Genomic DNA, 21,004 nt, shown 5'->3' with positions numbered 1-21,004 from the left:
CGCACCTTTGATAGTTATTGTCCGTTTACAATCGAACAATGAGTGGGTTAGAAGAAATAAGATCAAAAATTGAATCGTTCAAAAAGCGGTATTACATCAGACAAATTGTCCTAGGTGTAATTGGCTTTCTAATAATAAACACAGTTGTTTTTTTTGGATTAAGTGGTATTGAAGATCAACTCTGGCTAGGAGTTGGAGGAAGAGCGGTACTCTTCTTCAGTTTTCTAGCACTAATCATTGTATCCGCCTTTTTACTTTTCATCCAGCCTGTTTTAACTCTCTATAAAATAAATAAAGGCATCAGCGATGAGGATGCAGCAAAGGAAATTTCAAAGCATTTCCCAGAGATAGAAGACAAGCTACTTAATACCCTTCAATTGGGGCAATATGAAAAGAATGAACTACTTATTGCTGCAATTGAGAAAAAGTCTGAGGAAATTAGACGCTTATCCTTCATTCAAGCTGTTGATTTTAAACCAGTAAAAAAATACGGGATCGTACTTCTTGTTGTAGCTATTGGGTTCTCTTTCATTTCCTTCATTAATCCGTCGATAGTAACCGAAAGCCCAAGCCGTATTGCAAATTTTAAAAAAGAATTTATACCAGAAGCTCCATTTCAATTTATAATCACCAATGAAAGCTTAAGGGCATTTCGCGGAGAAGATTTCACGCTAAATATCAAAATCGACGGTGATCAACTTCCTGAGTCTGCGAAACTTCTTATGGAGGGAAATGTAGAGCAGCAACTAAACTTAACTAATGGGACTGCAAGTTATTTGTTCCCTAAAATTCAAGAAGACAAAGTTTTTCAGATAGAAGCCGCTGGGTTTAGGTCCAAATCTTTTGCTCTTGAGGTAAGCGACCGTCCTGATTTAATTTCAATGCTAATCAGAGTCATTGAACCACCCTATACTGGTGGCAAAAGAAGAACAATTGAAAACACTGGTGATTTGACTCTTCTAGAAGGTTCTACCGTTTTATGGGAAATAAACACAATTGCTACAGATAGTGCTCAATTCGTCCTTAATAATGAAAAGAAGGCTATTTCCAGACCAAATGAAACTCAATTCGTTGTGGAAGATAGAATTCTAAATGAAGGAGGTTATACAATTGACTTGTTCAACAAATACAGCAAGAACAAATCTGAATTAAGTTATTCTATCGAAGTTGTTAAGGATGAATTTCCTGAAATAGTTGCTCAGTATTTCCCAGACTCAATAACCTATCGATCAATTACACTTGCTGGATCTATCTCGGATGACTATGGATTCACACAATTAAATATCAACTTTAGAAAGGACAAAGAACCTGAATTCACTCAAATCCCGCTGGAAATAAACAAAAAAGCTGGAAGCCAAAGTTACTTTGCTCACTGGACCTTAGACACGCTGAATCTTGAAGCTGGTGAATCCTTGGAGGTTTATATGAGTGTAAAAGATAATGACGGTGTGAGGGGGCCAAAAGAAACAAAGGCTAATACGTTCATTCTAAAGGCACCAAGTCAAGAGGAGATAAGCTCATTAATTTCAGATAAACAAGATGGTGTTGAAGACCAATTGGATTTAACAGAAAAGAAAGCTGAAGAAATTGCTGATAGATTGGAAGAATTAGAGAAAAAACTAAAGTCTGAACAAAAGTTTGATTGGCAAGAAAAAAAGATACTCAACGACGTAATCAAGGATCGAGAAAAGCTGAATGAAGAAATTGAAAAGCTGAAAAAGCAACATGAAGAGTTGATGAAAACGAATAATCAATTTCAAAAGCCAAGTTCTCAGACTCAAGAAAAAAACCAGAAGATGCAAGAATTACTTGATCAGCTGATGGATGAAGAGACTAGAGAGCTGTATGAAAAATTAAAGGAGTTGATGAAAGAAAACGCCCAATCTGATCAGATCAGTGAGCAATTAAATCAACTAAAAAAGAGCGAACAAAACCTTGAAAGAGATTTGGAACGCGCTATGGAGCTTTTCAAAAGATTAAAAATGGAAAGCGCATTAGAACAAAACCTTCAAAAACTAGACACACTTAGTCAAAAGCAGGAAAATGTATCTGACAAACAAAGTGAAGACATTGACTCTCAAGAGAAGATAAATGAGGAGTTTGAAGATTTCAGAGAAAAAATGGATGAAATCATGGAGCTTAATCAAGATCTTAAACGTCCAGAGGCAATGGAAGATTTTGAACTAGAGGAGCGACAAATTGCAAAAGAGCTTCGTGAGATCATGGAGCAGATGAAAAAGGAAAACGAAAAACAACAAGGTCAAGATCCTAGTGATGATAGCGAAGGTGGGGATGAATCAGAAAATCAAGATGGTCAAAATCAAGAACAACAGAACCAAAAACCGTCTGAAAGTACAAAACAAAAACAAAAGAGCGCAGCTCAAAAAATGAAAAGCTTAAGCCAAAAGCTTTCGAAAATGCAGGGTGGAATGCAAATGGAAATGATGCAAGCAAACCTTGATCAGCTAAGAGATATATTAGATAACCTCGTCAAACTTTCTTTTAATCAGGAAGAGATCATGTTAGAAATGCGAGAGATAAGCCAATCAGATCCCCGATTTTTAGAATTGTCCCAAAATCAGTTAAAACTAAAGGATGATGCCAAAGTCATTCAAGATAGCTTGCTTTCTCTTGCTTCTAAGGTTGTGCAAATATCTTCTTACGTTACCAGAGAAGTAGGATCAATCAATGAGAATATCGATGAAGCAATTGACTTTTTGAAAGATCGCAATCGTGGAAGAGCACTTTCCAGTCAGCAATTTGCAATGACATCTATTAACAATTTAGCGCTACTACTTGATGACACCATGCAACAAATGCAGATGTCTATGTCTGAAGCGATGGGTAATTCGAGTTCTGGAGAAAAGAAACAGCCTCAAGGAATGCCAGACCTTTCTGAGCTACAAAATCAGCTAGGAGAACGCATGAATGATTTAAAAGAATCTGGCAAGTCTGGAAGAGAATTATCAGAAGAACTAGCTAGAATGGCAGCAGAACAAGAAATGATAAGGAGGCAAATGGAAATGCTTAAAGAAGCACAAGACGGAAAACCAGGTGGCGGATTGGGTGGAGATGATATGAAGCGTGCGATTGAAATGATGGAACAAAATGAAATTGATTTGGTAAACAAAAGATTAACTCGACAGTTAATCAATCGTCAAAAGCAAATAATAACACGAATGCTTGAAGCGGAGAAGGCACAAAGAGACCAAGAAATGGATGAAGAACGCGAAGCAAATAGACCATCTGTTATCTCAAGAGAAGTGCCTCCGGGATTTGAAAAGTATTTGGAACTAAAGAAAAAAGAGATTGAATTATTAAAAACTATTCCAATCGAATTAAATCAATTTTATAAAAAAGAAGTAAACGACTATTTTAGACGCTTAAGTTCAGAAGAAGAGAATGATTGACAACATTCAAATACAAATCCCATCACTTCCTGAAAATATCAGGATTGTAGAAAGCTTTATCGATAACGCTAAAGATCAATATAAGCTTAACGATGACATTTATGGCAACATAATGATTGCAGTAACAGAATCAGTTAATAACGCAATCATTCATGGGAATCAATCCAATAGTAAGAAGAATGTTCATCTCCACTTAGCACTTGAAGAATCGCTAATAAAGTTTACCATTGAAGACGAGGGAGTAGGTTTTGATTTCAATAACCTTGCAGATCCGACCTTACCAGAAAACTTAAGTCGTCCTGGGGGCAGAGGAATTTTTCTTATGAAGAACCTTTGTGATGAAGTATCATTCAAAAAAGAAGGCAGAGTAGCTGAGTTGAGCTTTTATCTTTCATAGATGAGTATCAATTATTTTTCTGAGGCAATAGATTTTCAACTCGACAAGCGAGATCACATATCACAATGGATATCTGAAGTAATCGAAAAACATCAATTCAAACTTCTAGAACTCAACTATATTTTCTGCTCAGATGACTATTTGTTAGAAATAAATAGACAACATCTTAATCACGATTACTACACCGACATAATCACTTTTGATAATTCAGAAGAAGAACTTGAAATCGAGTCAGACATATTTATAAGCGTAGATCGTGTTAAGGATAATGCAGAGAAACGCTCACTGCGTATGGAAATCGAATTACACCGAGTAATGATTCATGGCGTATTACATCTTTTAGGTTTTGGAGACAAAACAGAGTCCGAGAAAAAGCTTATGAGAGAAAAAGAAGACACCTGTTTATCTTTGCTGAAAATATAACGTTCCACGTGAAACATTCATCTGTGGATCTTGTTTTAGGTTCCACGTGAAACATTAAATCATGCTTCAAGAATACGATATAATTGTAGTAGGCGCAGGACATGCAGGGTGTGAAGCTGCCGCAGCCGCAGCCAACATGGGTTCTAAAGTCTTGTTGGTAACAATGAATATGAACACCATTGCCCACATGTCATGCAATCCAGCAATGGGAGGTATAGCGAAAGGTCAGATTATTCGTGAAATAGATGCCTTAGGTGGTTACTCAGGAATAGTTACAGACAAATCAATGATTCAATTCAGAATGCTAAATAGATCTAAGGGTCCAGCAATGTGGAGTCCAAGAGCGCAGTCTGATAGAATGAGGTTTGCTGAGGAATGGAGATTATCACTTGAGGGTATCTTAAACCTTGACTTTTGGCAAGAAATGGTGAACGGACTTCTTGTAAAAGATGGTAGAGTCATAGGTGTAAAAACGGGAATAGGTTTAGAAATAAAAGCCAAAGCAGTAGTGCTGACCAATGGTACATTTCTTAATGGACTCATTCATATCGGTGAGAAACAATTTGGAGGTGGTCGCTCAGGAGAAAGAGCGGCAACTGGAATAACAGAACAATTAGTTGAATTAGGCTTTGAGTCTGGTAGAATGAAAACCGGTACACCTCCTAGGGTGGATGGAAGGTCTTTAGATTATACTAGAATGGAGGAGCAAGAAGGAGATGAAATGCCAGGTAAGTTCTCCTACCTAGAGTCTTCAAGACCTCTAACACAACAAAGAAGTTGCCACATTACCTATACTAATCCAGAAGTACATGAAATTCTACAGACAGGATTTGAACAATCACCAATGTTTACTGGCCGTATTCAAGGGCTCGGACCAAGGTATTGTCCGTCTATAGAAGATAAAATAAATAGGTTCGCTGAGAGAGATAGACATCAGATATTCGTAGAACCAGAAGGCTGGAATACAGTTGAAATATATGTAAACGGTTTCTCAACTTCTCTACCAGAAAATGTACAGTATAAAGCATTGACAAAGGTTCCAGGATTTGAAAACGTAAAAATGTTTCGTCCTGGATACGCTATCGAGTACGACTTCTTTCCTCCAACACAACTTTCAAATACACTCGAAACTAACCTTATCGAGAATTTATACTTTGCTGGACAAATAAACGGAACAACCGGATATGAAGAGGCCGCTTGTCAAGGAATGATGGCTGGCATCAATGCACACCAAAAAGTACATGAAAATGAAGCGTTTGTTCTTAAAAGAAATGAAGCGTACATAGGAGTACTTATAGATGACCTAATAAATAAAGGTACAGATGAACCTTACAGAATGTTTACCTCTAGAGCCGAATTCCGATTGCTACTCAGACAAGATAATGCGGATATTAGGCTAACAGAACTCAGCCATAAAATAGGACTTGCGAGTGATGAAAGAGTTGGACAAGTAAATAGGAAGAAAGAAGAAACTAAAGAGCTCATGGATCTTCTCAACCAAACACAGTTTAAACCCAATGATATACAAGTTAAGCTTGCTTCTTTATCATCTGCACCTATAAAGGACAAATCATCTCTTGCTACAATTTTGAAACGGCCAGAAATATCTATTTATGATTTCAAAATCTTTTCTGAAGAAGTAGAGAAAGCATTAAACAACTATTCAACAGAAATAATAGAACAGACGGAGATCTTAATTAAATATCAGACATACATTGATAGAGAACAACAGAACTCTGAGAAGATGAGCAATCTGGAAAATCTAAAAATCAATAAATCGTTTGATTATACTAAACTTACTTCTCTATCTGCAGAGGCAATGGAAAAACTACTCAAGATCAAACCAGAAACGTTAGGTCAAGCATCTAGAATTAGTGGTGTGTCACCCTCAGATGTGTCAATATTAATGGTTTACTTAGGAAGATAATGTACGAGAGACTTGAGGCTTGTCCAAGCTGTGAACATAAACAGTTTGACAACTACATGATATGTGATGACCATTCTGTAACTGGAGAAAGTTTTGCTCTAGTCAAATGTAGTAATTGTGATTTAGTATTTACAAACCCAAGACCTAAGGAAGAAGCTTTACCTAAATACTATAAAAGTGATCAATATATCTCCCACACCAATAAGGGAAATTCATTAATTAATATCATATACAAGCTAGTACGTAACTACACTCTCAATCAAAAAGTCAAACTGATAAAGAGATTAAACGGAAGTAGCGGTACACTGCTAGACTATGGATGTGGAACAGGTGATTTCATCAAAATTGCTTCCAACAATAAATGGCAAGCTTTTGGCTACGAGCCTGATGAAGATGCCAGAAAAATAGCATCTGAAAAAAATAATAAGTCCATACTGAAATCACTGAAGGAATCTCCCCAAGAACTAGATATCATTACACTATGGCATGTACTCGAACATGTTTCAGAATTGAAAGAAACTGCAAGAGATCTAAAAAAGAGATTAAAAAAAGGAGGTTATATGATTGTAGCAGTGCCAAATCATAATTCTTTTGATGCCCAAGTTTATAAAGAATATTGGGCAGCTTATGATGTGCCAAGGCACTTATACCACTTTGATAGAGTATCTATAGAAAATCTAGCAAAGAAACTTAAACTACAAGTAGTTGAAACATTGCCTATGAAATTTGATTCGTACTATGTTTCCATGCTTAGCGAAAAATACAAGAATTCCGGCAGTTTATTACGAGCAATCAAGACTGGTTTTCTTTCGAACAAAAAAGCTAGAAAATCAAAAGAGTATTCAAGTCTGATATATATACTACAAAAATGAAGCATCTACTCTATTCACTCTTCTTCATTATTTTAATAGACTTAACCTTTCAAAGATGTGCGAATCCAGGAAGACCAACAGGTGGACCAAAAGATACAATTCCGCCAACACTAATAAATTCAGCGCCATTAAATGGAACCATAAACTATAAGGAAAAGACATTAGTACTTGAATTCTCAGAGTATATAAATGCTGATAAACTAAAGCAGCAACTCATAATAACTCCAAGTACTGATATCAATTATAAATCTATAGCTAAGAGAAATAAACTCGAAATAAAATTAGAATCTGATCTTAAAGATTCAACTACTTATAACTTCAACATCGCCAATGGTGTAACTGATATAACAGAAAAGAATCCAGCTGTTAATCTTTCAATCGCATTAAGTACTGGGCCATACATTGATAGTATGTCTGTCCAAGGATCTGTGGAATATTTAATGAACAAAGAAGCAGGATCTCAATTCGTAGTAGGTTTATATCCTATTTCTGATACTTTGGACATTCTAGCAGAGAAGCCCATGTATTTCACGACCGCCAATGATTCAGGAAAATATCAAATTAATTATATCAAAACAGGTAATTACAAGATAATATCTTTTCAAGATGATAACGGCAATTTCTTATTAGATCCTGAAACAGAACCACATGGCTTTTTAGCAGATACAATCCAATTAGATTCAGCAACACAATTACCAGTTATAAGATGTGTTCTCCAAAACATTAAACCATTATCTCTAATTAACACAAGATCAGTAGGAGGATATGTAGAAATCAAATTCAATAAAAGAATCGAATCGTTTGAAATAGAACCATACATTCCATTCAATATAATTGGAGATGTTAACGATGTAGTTAGACTCTATAAACCCAAACAAATAAATTTTGAAGATAGTATTACTTCAATAGTTCAAGCGATTGATAGCATCAACAACTCAATAAAGGATACGATTAAATATGTATTTATAAAATCCAACAGAAAGCCTTCAGGCTTTTCATATTCCATTAAACAACGAAACATTCAATTGACAGATACCAATAGAATAAATATCAATTTCAATAAACCCATCGACACGTTCTACAGAGATAAAATTTCAATACAATCAGACTCTACATTTTATCAAAATATTACAACACAATCATATTGGAACTACAATAAAACCGAATTAGAGCTATTAATTAATCTTACTGAGAATTATTACGATTCACTTATCATAGCATTAACACCAACTGATACATTAGAATCAGATTCTTCCAGCACAAGTAAGTCTTCACCGGAAATTCAATTTGTTATTGAAAAAGGAACTTTCATATCAGTTGAAAGTGATACTGCCAAAAGGAATTCGTTAGAAATAAAGAAAAGCGTCATTAAGCCTAGAGGAGAATTAAATGTTGTTCTAAACACAGATCATAAGAAATTTATATTTCAACTACTTGATTCAAATGATGATGTTTCACATCAAATTAAAGACAGTAAGGAATTTTCAATAAAGACAATAAAGCCAGGCAAATACAAAATTCGTATTCTAATAGATTCTAACAATGATGGAACATGGTCATACGGTAACTTATTCCAGAACATAGAACCAGAAGAAGTATATATATATCAAGAACAAACTTCCATTAGAGAAAACTGGGTTGTAGAACTTGATATATCATTTTAAAACTTGTTAATAACCTAGTTCAACACGTTGATAAGTTTAATATTTACCCATCAACTCCATAAATACTTATCTATCAATAATAGACATATATAATAACTTCATACTTATCTACACATTACTAGAAGTACTATTCAAAAAAGATTATAACATTAAGAATGACATACTTATCCACGCATAAACATAACTTGCTATTAACCAATAAATTAGTTGTTGATACTATGTTAAATTACTTGGATATCTTAATTCATTATAAACAAATTAAATTTCCTAATTTATCTAAGCAATCTTTTCCACGTATCCACAGTCCTAATAATAAAAGAAGGATTTAATTAAAACTTTATATTATTTATATAGGTATGTATATATGTGAATTACTCGAAATCTATGATTAAAAGAGCCGCCATTTATCTTCTTATCCCAATCCAGTTAATTTTTGGACAAAGTCATGATGAAATTCAAATAGCCAATGAATACTATCAACAAGGCGATCTTGAAAAGGCAAAATCGATTTATGAGGAGCTTGCCGAGAATCCATATAATGTTCAACTCATAGCAACAAATTATCTATCAGTTTTAAAATCGTTGAAGGAATATGATTCCGCAGAAAAATTTCTCTTAAAGTCTATCAAGACTTTTTCTTCAAATATTCAATTCAAATCAAGTCTAGCTAGTCTGTATAAAGAATCTGGCGCCACTACCAAATTGGATAATTACATAAAGCAGCTTAGAAAAGATTCGCGATCAAATTCATTTCAATTGAGTATTCTAGGTCAATACCTAGCAAACGAACAACTCTATAATGAGGCTATTCTCTTTTTTCAAGACTCAAGAGAAATAAGAAATAATCCCACTATCCATGCGCTTGAATTAGCATCTATCTACAGAATGGTGAATAATAAATCAGCTATGATAGAAGAATATCTCAACTATGCATCTGATAGCCCAAATCGACTTAGTTACATTAAAAATCTATTGCAGAGTTTTATAAAAGAGGATCAAGAGCTCGATGAACTAGAAAGTACCCTCATACGAAAAATGCAAGAAGATCCTGAAGACACAAAGTTTGCTGAACTTATGCTTTGGGTTGAACTTCAACGCAAAAATTTTTATGGAGCATTTATTCAAGCAAGAGCTATAGATAAGCGAAACGATAAACCAGGTGACCGATCAATGGATATTGGCAGAATAGCCCTAGAGAATAATGCTTATGAAGATTCTGAGGAAATATTCAAATATGTAGCTAAACAATATTCTGATGGAAGAAATTACCAGTATGCACGTAGACTATGGATGGAGGCCAAGGAGCGAAAGATTAAAAATACTTTTCCAATTGATCCATTGGAAATTCGTGAACTAGCAAATCAATATCAAGTTCTTTATGAAGAATTAAAACCCTCGCAAACTTCCTTTCAGGCATTGCGGAGCAAAGCACTACTCCATGCTTTCTATTTAGACGAAATCAATTTTTCGGCTCAGCTCTTAAATCAACTTATAGAAAACCCACGAGCCGGAATACAATTAATCTCGCAAAGCAAACTAGACCTTGGAGATATCTATTTATTGAAAGGAGAACCTTGGGAGGCAACACTACTTTATTCGCAAGTGGAAAAAATTTATAAAAGCCATGAATTAGGATATACTGCAAAATTGAGAAACGCACGCTTGCATTATTTCACAGGAAATTTTGCACTTGCCAAAGGCCATCTGGATATCTTGAAGAAGAACACGACACGAGAAATTTCAAATGATGCAATTTCATTGGGAATGCTTATTACTGATAATACCGCTCTTGATACTACTGATGCAGTGATGCAGGAATTTGCAAATATTGAATTATTAATTTTCCAGAATAAGAAGATAGTTGCTAATGAGCGACTTTCTAAAATGCTCGATGATTACAATCATCATTCTATTACAGATGAAATATTTTGGCTCAAATCGAAGCTTGAACTTGAATCGGGAAATACTGACAATGCGATAAATTATCTTGATCAAATTTTAGCCTCTTATGCTTATGACATCCTAGCTGATGATGCGGCTTTTAAAAAGGCAGAAATTTATGATAAGCAATTAAATGATGTAGAACAGGCAAAGTCACTTTACCAACAATTTTTAATTGACTATCCTGGGAGTATGTATGTTGCCGAAGCTAGAAAAAGGTTTAGAAGATTAAGAGGAGATTTCGTCAACTAAAGGTAAGACTTTAGACTGCTTAATATTTTTTAAAACCATCATACTCTGAACAAGTCGAATATTATTCAGCTTCGCTAATTTCTTATTAACAAAGGTTGCGTAATCATCCATGTCCTTAACAAGTAGCTTGAGCAAAAAGTCGAAAGAACCCGCCAAATGGTAGCATTCCATAACTTCTGGAAATTTTGCAATTTCGACTTCAAACTCCCTTAAAAATTCGGCTTTGTGAGATTCCAATGTTACAGAAGAAAATACCTCGAATCCAAACCCAGCATTTTTTGGATTCACACCAGCATGATAACCAGTTATTACACCATTTCTTTCTAGTCTTTTAAGTCGCTCATAAATTGGAGTGATACTTAGGCCAAGTTCCGATGATAACTCCTTCATTGTGAGTTTACCGTTTCGTTGAAGCATCATAATTAATTTTCTATCAATAGCGTCCATCAAGTATTCTAAATTGAATTAAAAAAAGTTACATATTTAGAATAAATAACTTAATAATATAAAATTAATAGAAAAGATTTCTGTTCATGTTTTATTAAATAGATAATATGATCATTTTGGTCAAAAAATCGATCAAATGCAAAACCTAGAACCAGAAAGTCTCATGATGTCGTATGGCTTTAAACCTTCTTTATCCGAAGGAGCTATTAAGCCACCGATTTTTCAAACATCAACCTTTGTATTCGAAAGTGCCGAAGAAGGAAAGGCATATTTTGAACATGCTTATGGACTAAGAGAAAAAAAAGAAGATGAAGAGCTAGGCCTTATTTACAGTCGATTAAATAATCCTGATTTAGAAATTCTTGAAAATAGATTGACCTTATGGGATCAAGCTGAAGAAGCAGCAGTTTTTGAAAGCGGCATGAGTGCAATTACTACTGTGCTCTTACATTTTCTCTCACCTGGAGATTTGCTCTTGCATAGCAACCCTATTTATGGAGGTACTGATCATTTTGTGAAGCAGGTATTACCAAAATTTGGAATCAATGTTCTTGGATTTGATCCTAATCAATCGCAAGAGGAAATTGAGAAGATGATTCGCGACAATGGATTTGATCAGAAGTTGAAAATGGTTTACGTAGAATCTCCTGCCAATCCTACGAACCACCTTATCGATCTTGACATGTGTCGATCAATAGCTGATAAGTTTAGTAAACCAGATGAAAAAACTTTAGTTGCAGTAGACAATACCTATATGGGACCACTTTGGCAACACCCTCTAAAACATGGAGCGGATTTAGTTCTTTACTCCGCCACAAAATATATTGGAGGCCATAGCGATGTTATAGCTGGAGCATGCCTTGGAAGTAAAGAATTGATTACTGAAGTAAAAGGTATGAGAACGTTTCTTGGGAATATGGCTGGACCGTGGACAGGCTGGTTACTTCTTAGAAGCCTTGAAACACTTAAAATCAGAATGGAACGACAAGCAGAAAATGCTGCCCATGTGTATGAGGCTATAAAGGATCATCCAAAAGTTAAAACCATTCATTACCTAGGAGCATTAGAGCCAGGAACATCTCAGCATAGAATTTTTGAAAAACAGTACACTTCTGCGGGAGCAATGCTTTCAATTATTTTAGAAGGAGGAGAAAAGGAATCATTCCAGTTCTTAAATAGTCTAAAACTCATAAAACTTGCGGTGAGCTTAGGTAGTACCGAATCACTTGCTCAGCACCCAGCATCCATGACTCATGCTGGTGTTGACTGTGATGAAAAAATGAAATACGGGATTACAGATAATCTTGTACGTTTATCCGTTGGAGTTGAAAATCCCAAAGATTTAGTGTGGGACATTCAGCAAGCATTGGATCAAGTAAATTCTGATAGAAAGAAAAAAATGGAGTCATCATTAGAGATGGACTTGGCTTAGTCGAAATATTTTAAAAACATAAGATTAGAATGATACATTAGTATGAGTGAAAACGCTCTATACTACCATCATTCTTGTCTTTTCATTAAATGCCTTTGCTCAACAGAGCATTGAAAATTGGAGTCATCCCTTTCAAACGTTATTTGTTGATAGCTCGAATGTGATAGGTACCCAAAGAGATCTCAAGCAGTTCGACTTTGTCAGTAAATACGACCTACTACAAATACACGGCAGGCTTACACTTATTCATTTCAGTGGAAAAATCATTGAACTTGCTGATACTACTATTAAGATCAATGACTTAGCCAAAGCCTATCAAAAAGACGAATATTTTGAACGACCGGTTATTTCGGATCCTGAGTTATTTGTCAATCAATCGATCAATAAGAAACTGAGAGCAAATAAGTATCCGGTAATAAGGATTTGTGGAATACCAGAACTACAAATAGTTTATCCAATATATAGTGAAGGCGAACTTTACGCGAATGATATGAAAGACTATGTTCATCTAATTTGGGAGTCGTCTGAGGATTTTGAAAGTTACATCGTGAGGTTTCAAAATATTTTTGATGAGAATATTTTAACAATCAAGACTGATTCGAATAGCCTAATTCTGCCTCGAGAAAAACTACCAAAGGATGAATTAGCTATTGTTGAAATCTCAACAGAAGACAAAAAATACTCAACAGGCTATTTTGCAATACGATTTAAAAAATTTCAACAGAAAACTGCAAAAAGGAAATTAATTGAGGCATTAACTGAGCAGTGGTTAGGAAATAAATCTGTATCTGATATTTATTTTAAAGAGGCAATCAATTTGTCTAATAATGACCCGCGGTTTTTAAAACTGTATAAAGAATTTCAAATGCTAAATCCTACATCAATATCAACCGTGGAGGAGTAGGTTCCATTAGAGAAGGGTCTGGGGAAAAATGTTTATTCATAAAGCCGTTCATTTCATCAATGGTTTTTTCAGAAAGCAAATGAAGTAGTTCGTCCATAACCTCACCGGAAATCATATAAGGTGGATTATCCATGTTCAATTTGTTTCCTCTACAATGAGCGTAAATTTGATATTCCCTACAGTCATCAATTTTTGTCTTTTTTACCATACAACTTTTCAAATTTTCTGTAGGTAAATTTTGCTGCATTTCCAGGCGACCTTGTATGTCCATATTTTCCTGAAAGTATTTCATCATACTTTCCCAGGATTCTTTAGATATCTCTTTTCGCATTCTATCTGCACAGTCCATACAAATTGCGTAATCAAATACTGTATCCTTAGCGGAGAATCCGTCATAACTTTTTAGTGCTTTTTCTATAATGTACTCAGTACCTTCCTCAAGAAGGTACTTTTCACATTCGATGCAATTTTCAAATGGTGTATTTGATTCGAAAGAATAAAATTCCTCAGGAATGTCATGTTCATTCATGGCGTCAAATCTATGTCTTAAACAATAGTCAGAAAAAAATAGTATGCATGCATAACAAATTTGCTATATTTGGAATATACAGCATTTGACACCCCTATGAAAAGAGAAGAAACGGTAGACTACAATATTAAAGGATTGTGGCATAGTATTTCTCGAATGTACAATCAGTATGGAGCTAAGTACGACATTACAGCGTCTACCGGCTTTGTGCTTTTAAACATTGATGTAGAAAACGGAACACCAGCAACAAAGATTGCTCCCTTGTTAGGTATGGAGTCAAGAAGTCTGACCCGGATGTTGAAGGCTATGGAAGAAAAAGGTTGGGTCTACAGAGAAAAAGATCCTTCTGACGGAAGATCAGTTAGAATCTTTCTTTCAGATATAGGTAAAGAGAAAAGAGAATTATCACGTAGGGCAGTAAGAGAGTTCAACTCAAAGGTTCAAAATATTGTACCTCAAGAGAAGCTTGTTGACTTTTTCAATGTACTCAAGCTAGTAAATGAAATAGTTGATGACCCATCGTTGTTCGATAAAATAGCTGAACAAATTTCAGTTGAATTTGCCAACAACGGACTAGTACAAAATCAATAAATCAAAAAAACAATATAACATTCATGAAACGAGCCATTAAGAAAGCAGCGGTTTTAGGATCCGGAATAATGGGATCAAGAATAGCATGCCACTTCGCCAATATTGGTGTCGAGGTAGTTTTACTTGATATCGTACCCCGAGATCTTGATGATAAGCAAAAGGAAAATCCGGCTGCTCGTAATAAACTGGTGAATGATGCCTTGCAATCTGCAATTAAGGCAAACCCATCACCTTTATACGATAAGTCGAAAGCCAGATTAATTCAAACAGGAAACTTCGATGATGATCTTTCGAAAATCAAAGATGTTGATTGGATTATTGAGGTAGTTGTTGAAAATCTCGATATCAAAAAATCACTTTTTGAAAAAGTAGAAAAAGAACGCACAGAAGGAACGTTAATAACATCCAATACGTCAGGAATTCCAATTCATTTGATGCTTGAAGGAAGAAGTGAAGATTTTCAGAAGAACTTCTGTGGAACTCACTTTTTTAATCCACCGAGATATTTACGACTGTTAGAAATCATACCTACTCCAAAGACAGATCCAGAAATTGTGGATTTCCTAATGAGCTATGGAGATTTATACCTTGGTAAAGAAACTGTTCTATGTAAAGACACTCCAGCTTTCATTGCAAACAGAATTGGCGTTTACTCAATGATGTCAGGAATGCATGCTATTTCTGATACAAACTTCTCTGTTGGAGAAATTGATAAACTAACTGGACCGGTAATCGGTCGAGCAAAGTCTGCAACATTCAGAACTTCAGATCTTGTAGGTCTTGATACAACGGTTAATGTATCAAACAACTTATATGCTGCGCTCGCAGATGATGAGTCTAAAGATCGTTTCAAACTTCCGGGTATTGTAAAAGAATTGCATGACAGAAAATGGCTGGGTGATAAGACGAAACAGGGCTTTTATAAAAAAGTAGTCGAAGGAGGCAAAAAACAGATTCTTGAGTTAAACCTCAAGACTTATGAGTACGAAGAGAAGAAAAAGTCCAAATTGGATGTTCTGGATAAAACCAAAAACATCGAGGATCTTAAAAAGAGACTACAAATAGCTATTTCTCTCAAAGGAGAAGAAGGTGATTTTTATAGAAAAACATTCTTTGATCTTTTTAAATACTGTACATACAGAATTCCAGAGATCGCGGATGAACTATTCCGAATTGATCAGGCGGTATCTGCAGGTTTTGCCTGGGAGTTGGGACCATTTGAGACATGGGAGGCCATGGGCTTGAAAGACATACTTGGCCAAATGAAAGAAGCAGGTTTTGAACCAGCACCTTGGGTACAAGAAATGATCGATGGAGGTTTTGAAACATTCTACTCTTATGAGAATGGAAAGAAATTGTACTACGATATTCCTTCTAAATCTTACAAAGTAATTCCAGGAACAGAAGGTCTTGTATTTCTTGATGCTTTCAAAGAGAATAATATCGTATGGGAGAAGCCAGGAGCTACAATCTATGATATCGGTGACGGAGTTTTAAACTTAGAATTCCACACAAAGATGAATTCAGTCGATGCGGATGTCATTGAAGGAATCAATACGGCGATCAACATGGCCGAGAAAGACTATAAAGGATTGGTAATTGGAAATGAAGGGCAAAATTTTTCTGCCGGAGCAAATCTTGCGATGCTTTTCATGTATGCAGTAGACCAGGAATTTGATGAAATCGACCTAATGGTTCGTACATTCCAAAATACCATGACTAAGGCTCGATTTTCATCAGTACCTGTAGTTGCTGCAACATCTGGTCTAGTATTAGGAGGAGGTTGTGAGCTTTCACTTCACTGTGATGCAATTCAAGCACATGCCGAATCTTATGTAGGTCTTGTTGAAGTTGGAGTTGGACTTATCCCTGGAGGAGGAGGGACGAAAGAGCTAACCATGCGTGCAGCGGATGATTTTACTCCTGGAGATCCAGAATTCAATACGCTGCAAGAATATTTTATGAGTATAGCCACAGCAAAGGTTGCAACTTCTGCTGCTGAAGCAAGAAAAATGAATATTCTTAGAGGAAGCGATGATATTACACTAAACAGAACCAGGCTTTTATCCGATGCCAAAGAGAAAGTTATAGCCTTATCTGATGCTGGATATACTCAGCCGGTTGAGAGAAAGAATATCAAAGTTCAGGGAAAAGCAGCTCTTGCAATGTTTCATGCAGGAATTAGTGGTATGAAATACGGAAGCTATATCTCTGAGCATGATCAGAAAATTGGTCAAAAATTGGCTTGGATTATGGCTGGTGGTGACTTGTCTGCTCCAACCAAAGTTTCTGAGCAGTATCTACTAGATCTTGAACGCGAAGCGTTCTTGAGTTTGTGTGGTGAACCAAAAACACTGGAGAGAATTCAAAGTATTCTTTTCAAGGGTAAACCATTAAGGAACTAAGATTTGTTATAAGATTAAAACATTAAAAAAATGAATGCATATATAGTAGCAGGATATAGATCGGCGGTTGGTAGAGCCAAAAAAGGAGGTTTCAGATTTTACCGCCCAGATGATTTAGCAGCTGATGTCATTAAACATTTGGTTGGCTCAGTCAAAGATTTTGATGCGACGCGTGTCGACGATTTGATAGTTGGGAATGCGATTCCTGAAGCAGAGCAAGGATTACAGATGGGTAGATACATTTCTTTACTATCACTACCTATTTCAGTTCCAGGCATGATTATCAACAGATATTGTGGATCAGGGCTAGAAGCAATTCACTTGGCTTGTGCAAGAGTACATTCTGGTACCGCCGATTGCATTATCGCAGGTGGTACAGAGTCAATGTCTTTAGTTCCTATGATGGGATACAAAGCGGCTCTCAATTGGAAGATTGCTGAAAAACATCCAGAGTATTACTTAAACATGGGACTTACAGCAGAGGAGGTTGCGAAAGATTTCAATATTTCTGCTGAGGATGCAAACCAGTTTGCGATGGAGTCGCATCAAAAGGCATCAAAAGCTATCAAAGAAGGAAAATTCAAAGATGAGATTGTGCCAATAACTGTCGAGGAAACTTTCGTCGGCGAGGATGGTAAAAGGCACAAAAAAGAATTTGTTGTTGATACCGATGAGTGCGTGAGAGAGGAAACCAATATGGAAACCTTAGGCAAGTTGCGTCCAGCTTTTAAGCAAGGTGGACAAGTTACTGCTGGAAACTCTTCGCCAACATCTGATGGTGCTGCGTTTGTGATGGTTATGAGTGAGAAAATGGTTAAAGAATACAACCTTGAGCCTATAGCACGAATGGTTAGTTACACCGCTGCAGGAGTTGATCCAAGAATTATGGGAATCGGACCAGTCGAGGCAGTACCAAAAGCACTAAAGCAAGCGGGCTTGAAACAAAGTGATCTTGATCTTGTAGAGTTGAATGAAGCATTTGCAGCTCAGTCTTTGGGAGTAATTCGAGGATTAGATTTGGATACAAGCAAGTTGAATGTAAATGGAGGAGCAATTGCTCTAGGTCACCCTCTTGGATGTACCGGTGCAAAACTTTCAATATCTCTTTTCAATGAAATGAGAAGAAGAAATGGAAAATATGGAATGGTGACTGCCTGTGTTGGCGGTGGCCAAGGAGTTGCTGGAATTTACGAATTCCTCAACTAGAAGAGTTGGTTAGTAAATGATAAGGTCATCGGCAGAAGTCGATGGCCTTTTTTGTTTTAGGGACTATCGCTTCCGAATCGATTATCTTTTCACAAATTTTGAAAAATGAAAAACACGTTAACAATTACACTTCTGTTTGTCTCATTATACCTATCAGGACAAACAGATATGGAGTTAGCCGATCAATCGGTTAATCAAGGAATTATCAAGAGCCATATTGGTTTTCTTGCTTCAGATGAATTGAAGGGAAGAGACACCCCTTCAGAAGGACTGAAGATTGCTGCCAAATACATCGAGAGCAGATTTGTTGAATATGGAGTAGGTTTGGCTCCAAACATGGAGACATTCATGCAACCTGTTGCAATGAAGAAAATCGCTCCTCCAAGTTCGGGTACGATTACTCTTGGAGATGCAAGCTATAATTTCAAAGATGATTTTATCATGATGGAAGGCGACAACATGGATATCTCTGGTGAGTACATCTTTGTTGAGTATGGACTAGAATCGGATTTAGAAGGTAAAGACCTTGAAGGTAAAATTGTTGTTGCTATTTGTGGCGATGGCGAAAGTGACAATCCTCAGCAATGGTTTAGTCTTTCTATCGAAAAGAGACTTTCGGTAGCTTCCAAAGGAGGTGTTGCGCTAATCGAACTGTATAATTCACCACAGATCCCATGGAATTTTCTTGTTAGATACTTCTCAGGCGATCAGATTGTCTTAGACGAGTCGAAAGACGAAGAGTCACTTTCTCATTTCTGGATGAATAGATCTGCTCAGGATTTTAATTCAGAAAAGAGTAATGCAAGTGTTGTAATTGTGGGTGCTCTCAATGAAAAATTTAATTCTCAAAACGTAGTAGGCTATGTTGAAGGAACGGATAAAAAGTTAAAAGACGAGATTATTGTTTACTCAGCGCATTATGATCATATCGGAGTGGGACAAGCAGATGCAAATGGAGATAGCATTTATAATGGCTCCAGAGATAATGCAGTAGGTACCATTACCGTTTTGACAGCAGCTCAGAATATTGCAAAGAATCCTACCAAGAGGTCTGCGTTATTTGTACTGTTTACAGGAGAGGAAAAAGGTCTTTTAGGAAGTAAGGCATTCGTTGATAATTCTCCTGTCGATTTGAGCGATATTGTCTACTGTTTCAATTCGGATAATGGAGGATATAACGATACTTCCAAAGCAACAATTATTGGCTTGACTCGAACAACTGCACAAGAGATGATCATTGAGGCATGCAAGGCTTTCGGTCTTGAAGCGATTGAAGATCCAGCACCAGAACAAGGTTTATTTGATCGTTCGGATAATGTGCGTTTCGCTGCAAAAGGAATACCAGCACCAACATTCAGTATGGGCTTTACTTCATTTGATAGTGAAATCATGAAGTACTACCACCAGGCCGGTGATAATCCCAATACACTTGACTATGCATACCTAGAAAAATTCTTTAAGAGCTATGTGTATTCGTGCCGTTTAATAGGAAACACCAAGAAAGCACCATTTTGGGTTGAGGGTGATAAATATTACGATTCTGGAAAAGACCTGTACAAGAACTAAATAAAAAAAGGCCCTGTTATCAGGGCCTTTTTTATGCGAAGGGATTAGTAGTGTGATTTACTTTTAATGTTTTTGAAAATGAAAACACCGAGGAGCCCACTATGTGAGTGAGATAGTTGGCAAACCAAAGGATTAAGCGAAAACCTTGGACTCCTGGTGTTCTCTAGATTAACCATCAACCTAAGAGCTTATCATCTATGTTTAATAAATGACAATATGAAATTACGGAAAGGAGCGCTAGGGAATTGTGGCTGAAAAATGGCAGGAAAATAGAAATCTACCCTCAGACGCATTATTCGATGATTTAGAAGAAAAAATGTGGGTTTTTTTACCCAAAAACAGGTACCACAATACCCAAAAATGGGTACTACCTAAATTGCAGCAATTCCATTCTGAAATGCGAATTTTACTAAGCCAACAGCGTTTTTAGCTTTAGTTTTCTTCATCAAGTTCTTGCGATGGGTATGTACAGTCTGTTCACTTACAAAAAGTTTCTCACCAATTTCCTTCATGGTCAGTTCCTGACAAATGAGTTGTAGGATTTCAATTTCTCGCGGACTAATATCAGCTCTTCTAGCTACACCTTTGTTAAGGCCGTCTTTCTGCACCTTTTTATGAAGAGCTTTAGAAACTAACTGGTTATAATAGAAATCATTATTAGTTACGGATCCAATCGCTTTATGAACCTCGTCAGGGTCTGCATTTTTCAAGAGATAGCTATGAACACCTATTTCGATTAGATCAGAAATGATTTGAAGAGAATCATGCATGGAGATCATGATAATTTTTACTTCAGGGAATTTCGAGACTACTTTTTTAGCAGTCTCCCAACCATCCAGTACGGGCATTTCTAGATCTAAAAGAATAAGATCAAAATCACCTTTCTCTAATTTCTCAAGTGCTTCTTTCCCATTTTCGGCATCATCTACCATTCCCACCTCGTCAAAGGATTCGAGTAGCATCATTGTACCACGACGAAATAGTGTGTGGTCATCGGTGACTAATATATTAAGCTTATCTGGTCGACTCATTTCGCTC

The 21,004-nt window shown here is 36.2% G+C and carries 16 protein-coding genes; 13 read left to right on the top strand and 3 right to left on the bottom strand.

Annotation, left to right across the window (positions count from 1 at the left end; genetic code table 11):
* The first annotated feature begins 38 nt into the window (after window positions 1-38).
* The 7 genes from ACY650_RS08875 to ACY650_RS08845 all read left to right on the top strand — a co-directional run bounded on the left by ACY650_RS08875 (window position 39) and on the right by ACY650_RS08845 (window position 10,886).
* On the top strand, window positions 39-3,410 hold the full coding sequence (locus ACY650_RS08875; RefSeq protein ID WP_462253858.1) for a DUF4175 family protein: 3,372 nt from the start codon (window positions 39-41) through the stop codon (window positions 3,408-3,410).
* Window positions 3,406-3,807, top strand: a complete 402-nt coding sequence (locus ACY650_RS08870; protein ID WP_462254395.1) for an ATP-binding protein — start codon at window positions 3,406-3,408, stop codon at window positions 3,805-3,807. The genes ACY650_RS08875 and ACY650_RS08870 overlap by 5 nt, the downstream gene beginning before the upstream one ends.
* Window positions 3,808-4,230: an rRNA maturation RNase YbeY gene (gene ybeY, locus ACY650_RS08865; RefSeq protein WP_462253856.1), complete on the top strand. Its 423-nt coding sequence runs from the start codon at window positions 3,808-3,810 to the stop codon at window positions 4,228-4,230. It begins immediately after the preceding gene.
* A 61-nt stretch (window positions 4,231-4,291) separates the two neighbouring features.
* On the top strand, window positions 4,292-6,157 hold the full coding sequence (gene mnmG, locus ACY650_RS08860; protein WP_462253854.1) for a tRNA uridine-5-carboxymethylaminomethyl(34) synthesis enzyme MnmG: 1,866 nt from the start codon (window positions 4,292-4,294) through the stop codon (window positions 6,155-6,157).
* Window positions 6,157-7,029, top strand: coding sequence for a class I SAM-dependent methyltransferase (locus ACY650_RS08855; protein ID WP_462253852.1), 873 nt, complete (start codon window positions 6,157-6,159; stop codon window positions 7,027-7,029). Before mnmG ends, ACY650_RS08855 begins: the two co-directional genes overlap by 1 nt.
* Window positions 7,026-8,693 carry an Ig-like domain-containing domain gene (locus ACY650_RS08850; protein WP_462253850.1) on the top strand — a complete coding sequence of 556 codons (1,668 nt, stop codon included), beginning with the start codon at window positions 7,026-7,028 and terminating at the stop codon, window positions 8,691-8,693. Before ACY650_RS08855 ends, ACY650_RS08850 begins: the two co-directional genes overlap by 4 nt.
* Window positions 8,694-9,077: 384 nt before the next feature.
* Window positions 9,078-10,886 (top strand): tetratricopeptide repeat protein, encoded by a 1,809-nt coding sequence (locus tag ACY650_RS08845; protein WP_462253848.1) that lies wholly within the window; start codon window positions 9,078-9,080, stop codon window positions 10,884-10,886.
* On the opposite strand, the gene ACY650_RS08840 is transcribed toward ACY650_RS08845, so the two are convergent.
* Window positions 10,863-11,333 carry an Lrp/AsnC family transcriptional regulator gene (locus tag ACY650_RS08840; protein ID WP_462253846.1) on the bottom strand — a complete coding sequence of 157 codons (471 nt, stop codon included), beginning with the start codon at window positions 11,331-11,333 and terminating at the stop codon, window positions 10,863-10,865. The two genes, ACY650_RS08845 and ACY650_RS08840, sit on opposite strands and share 24 nt — an antisense overlap.
* 136 nt (window positions 11,334-11,469) lie before the next feature.
* Here ACY650_RS08840 and ACY650_RS08835 point away from each other — a divergent pair, with 136 nt between their 5' ends.
* Both ACY650_RS08835 and ACY650_RS08830 read left to right on the top strand, forming a co-directional pair.
* Entirely contained in the window at window positions 11,470-12,765 is a 1,296-nt protein-coding gene (locus ACY650_RS08835; RefSeq protein ID WP_462253844.1) for a cystathionine gamma-synthase family protein, read from the top strand.
* 46 nt (window positions 12,766-12,811) lie between these two features.
* Entirely contained in the window at window positions 12,812-13,669 is an 858-nt protein-coding gene (locus ACY650_RS08830) for a hypothetical protein (RefSeq protein WP_462253842.1), read from the top strand.
* Here the strand turns inward: ACY650_RS08830 and ACY650_RS08825 are convergent.
* Window positions 13,641-14,198 carry a hypothetical protein gene (locus ACY650_RS08825; protein ID WP_462253840.1) on the bottom strand — a complete coding sequence of 186 codons (558 nt, stop codon included), beginning with the start codon at window positions 14,196-14,198 and terminating at the stop codon, window positions 13,641-13,643. The two genes, ACY650_RS08830 and ACY650_RS08825, sit on opposite strands and share 29 nt — an antisense overlap.
* Window positions 14,199-14,294: 96 nt before the next feature.
* On the opposite strand from ACY650_RS08825, the gene ACY650_RS08820 reads away from it, so the two are divergent.
* From ACY650_RS08820 to ACY650_RS08805, 4 genes are all read left to right on the top strand, one after another.
* Complete coding sequence (locus ACY650_RS08820; RefSeq protein ID WP_462253838.1) at window positions 14,295-14,789, top strand: MarR family winged helix-turn-helix transcriptional regulator; 495 nt, start codon at window positions 14,295-14,297, stop codon at window positions 14,787-14,789.
* 23 nt (window positions 14,790-14,812) lie between these two features.
* The gene (locus ACY650_RS08815; protein WP_462253836.1) at window positions 14,813-17,194 is read left to right on the top strand and encodes a 3-hydroxyacyl-CoA dehydrogenase/enoyl-CoA hydratase family protein; all 2,382 of its coding nucleotides are present in this window, start codon (window positions 14,813-14,815) and stop codon (window positions 17,192-17,194) included.
* A 30-nt stretch (window positions 17,195-17,224) separates the two neighbouring features.
* Complete coding sequence (locus ACY650_RS08810) at window positions 17,225-18,400, top strand: thiolase family protein (RefSeq protein ID WP_462253834.1); 1,176 nt, start codon at window positions 17,225-17,227, stop codon at window positions 18,398-18,400.
* Window positions 18,401-18,505: 105 nt separating this feature from the next.
* On the top strand, window positions 18,506-19,966 hold the full coding sequence (locus ACY650_RS08805) for a M28 family peptidase (RefSeq protein WP_462253832.1): 1,461 nt from the start codon (window positions 18,506-18,508) through the stop codon (window positions 19,964-19,966).
* Between the two features lie 371 nt (window positions 19,967-20,337).
* On the opposite strand, the gene ACY650_RS08800 is transcribed toward ACY650_RS08805, so the two are convergent.
* Window positions 20,338-20,997 (bottom strand): response regulator, encoded by a 660-nt coding sequence (locus ACY650_RS08800; RefSeq protein WP_462253830.1) that lies wholly within the window; start codon window positions 20,995-20,997, stop codon window positions 20,338-20,340.
* Window positions 20,998-21,004: the final 7 nt, after the last annotated feature.

It is taken from the genome of Ekhidna sp., assembly GCF_963691765.1.
GTDB lineage: Bacteria > Bacteroidota > Bacteroidia > Cytophagales > Cyclobacteriaceae > Ekhidna.
This window is presented reverse-complemented; position numbering and strand designations above follow the sequence as displayed.

Excerpts from the sequence above, each read along its gene's own strand:
- ACY650_RS08875 (WP_462253858.1), top strand. The coding sequence starts at position 39 with ATGAGTGGGTTAGAAGAAATAAGATCAAAAATTGAATCGTTCAAAAAG.
- ybeY (WP_462253856.1), top strand. The coding sequence starts at position 3,808 with ATGAGTATCAATTATTTTTCTGAGGCAATAGATTTTCAACTCGACAAG.
- ACY650_RS08825 (WP_462253840.1), bottom strand. The coding sequence starts at position 14,198 with ATGAATGAACATGACATTCCTGAGGAATTTTATTCTTTCGAATCAAAT.
- ACY650_RS08805 (WP_462253832.1), top strand. The coding sequence starts at position 18,506 with ATGAAAAACACGTTAACAATTACACTTCTGTTTGTCTCATTATACCTA.
- mnmG (WP_462253854.1), top strand. The coding sequence starts at position 4,292 with ATGCTTCAAGAATACGATATAATTGTAGTAGGCGCAGGACATGCAGGG.
- ACY650_RS08840 (WP_462253846.1), bottom strand. The coding sequence starts at position 11,333 with ATGGACGCTATTGATAGAAAATTAATTATGATGCTTCAACGAAACGGT.
- ACY650_RS08835 (WP_462253844.1), top strand. The coding sequence starts at position 11,470 with ATGCAAAACCTAGAACCAGAAAGTCTCATGATGTCGTATGGCTTTAAA.
- ACY650_RS08845 (WP_462253848.1), top strand. The coding sequence starts at position 9,078 with ATGATTAAAAGAGCCGCCATTTATCTTCTTATCCCAATCCAGTTAATT.
- ACY650_RS08820 (WP_462253838.1), top strand. The coding sequence starts at position 14,295 with ATGAAAAGAGAAGAAACGGTAGACTACAATATTAAAGGATTGTGGCAT.
- ACY650_RS08800 (WP_462253830.1), bottom strand. The coding sequence starts at position 20,997 with ATGAGTCGACCAGATAAGCTTAATATATTAGTCACCGATGACCACACA.
- ACY650_RS08810 (WP_462253834.1), top strand. The coding sequence starts at position 17,225 with ATGAATGCATATATAGTAGCAGGATATAGATCGGCGGTTGGTAGAGCC.
- ACY650_RS08850 (WP_462253850.1), top strand. The coding sequence starts at position 7,026 with ATGAAGCATCTACTCTATTCACTCTTCTTCATTATTTTAATAGACTTA.
- ACY650_RS08855 (WP_462253852.1), top strand. The coding sequence starts at position 6,157 with ATGTACGAGAGACTTGAGGCTTGTCCAAGCTGTGAACATAAACAGTTT.
- ACY650_RS08815 (WP_462253836.1), top strand. The coding sequence starts at position 14,813 with ATGAAACGAGCCATTAAGAAAGCAGCGGTTTTAGGATCCGGAATAATG.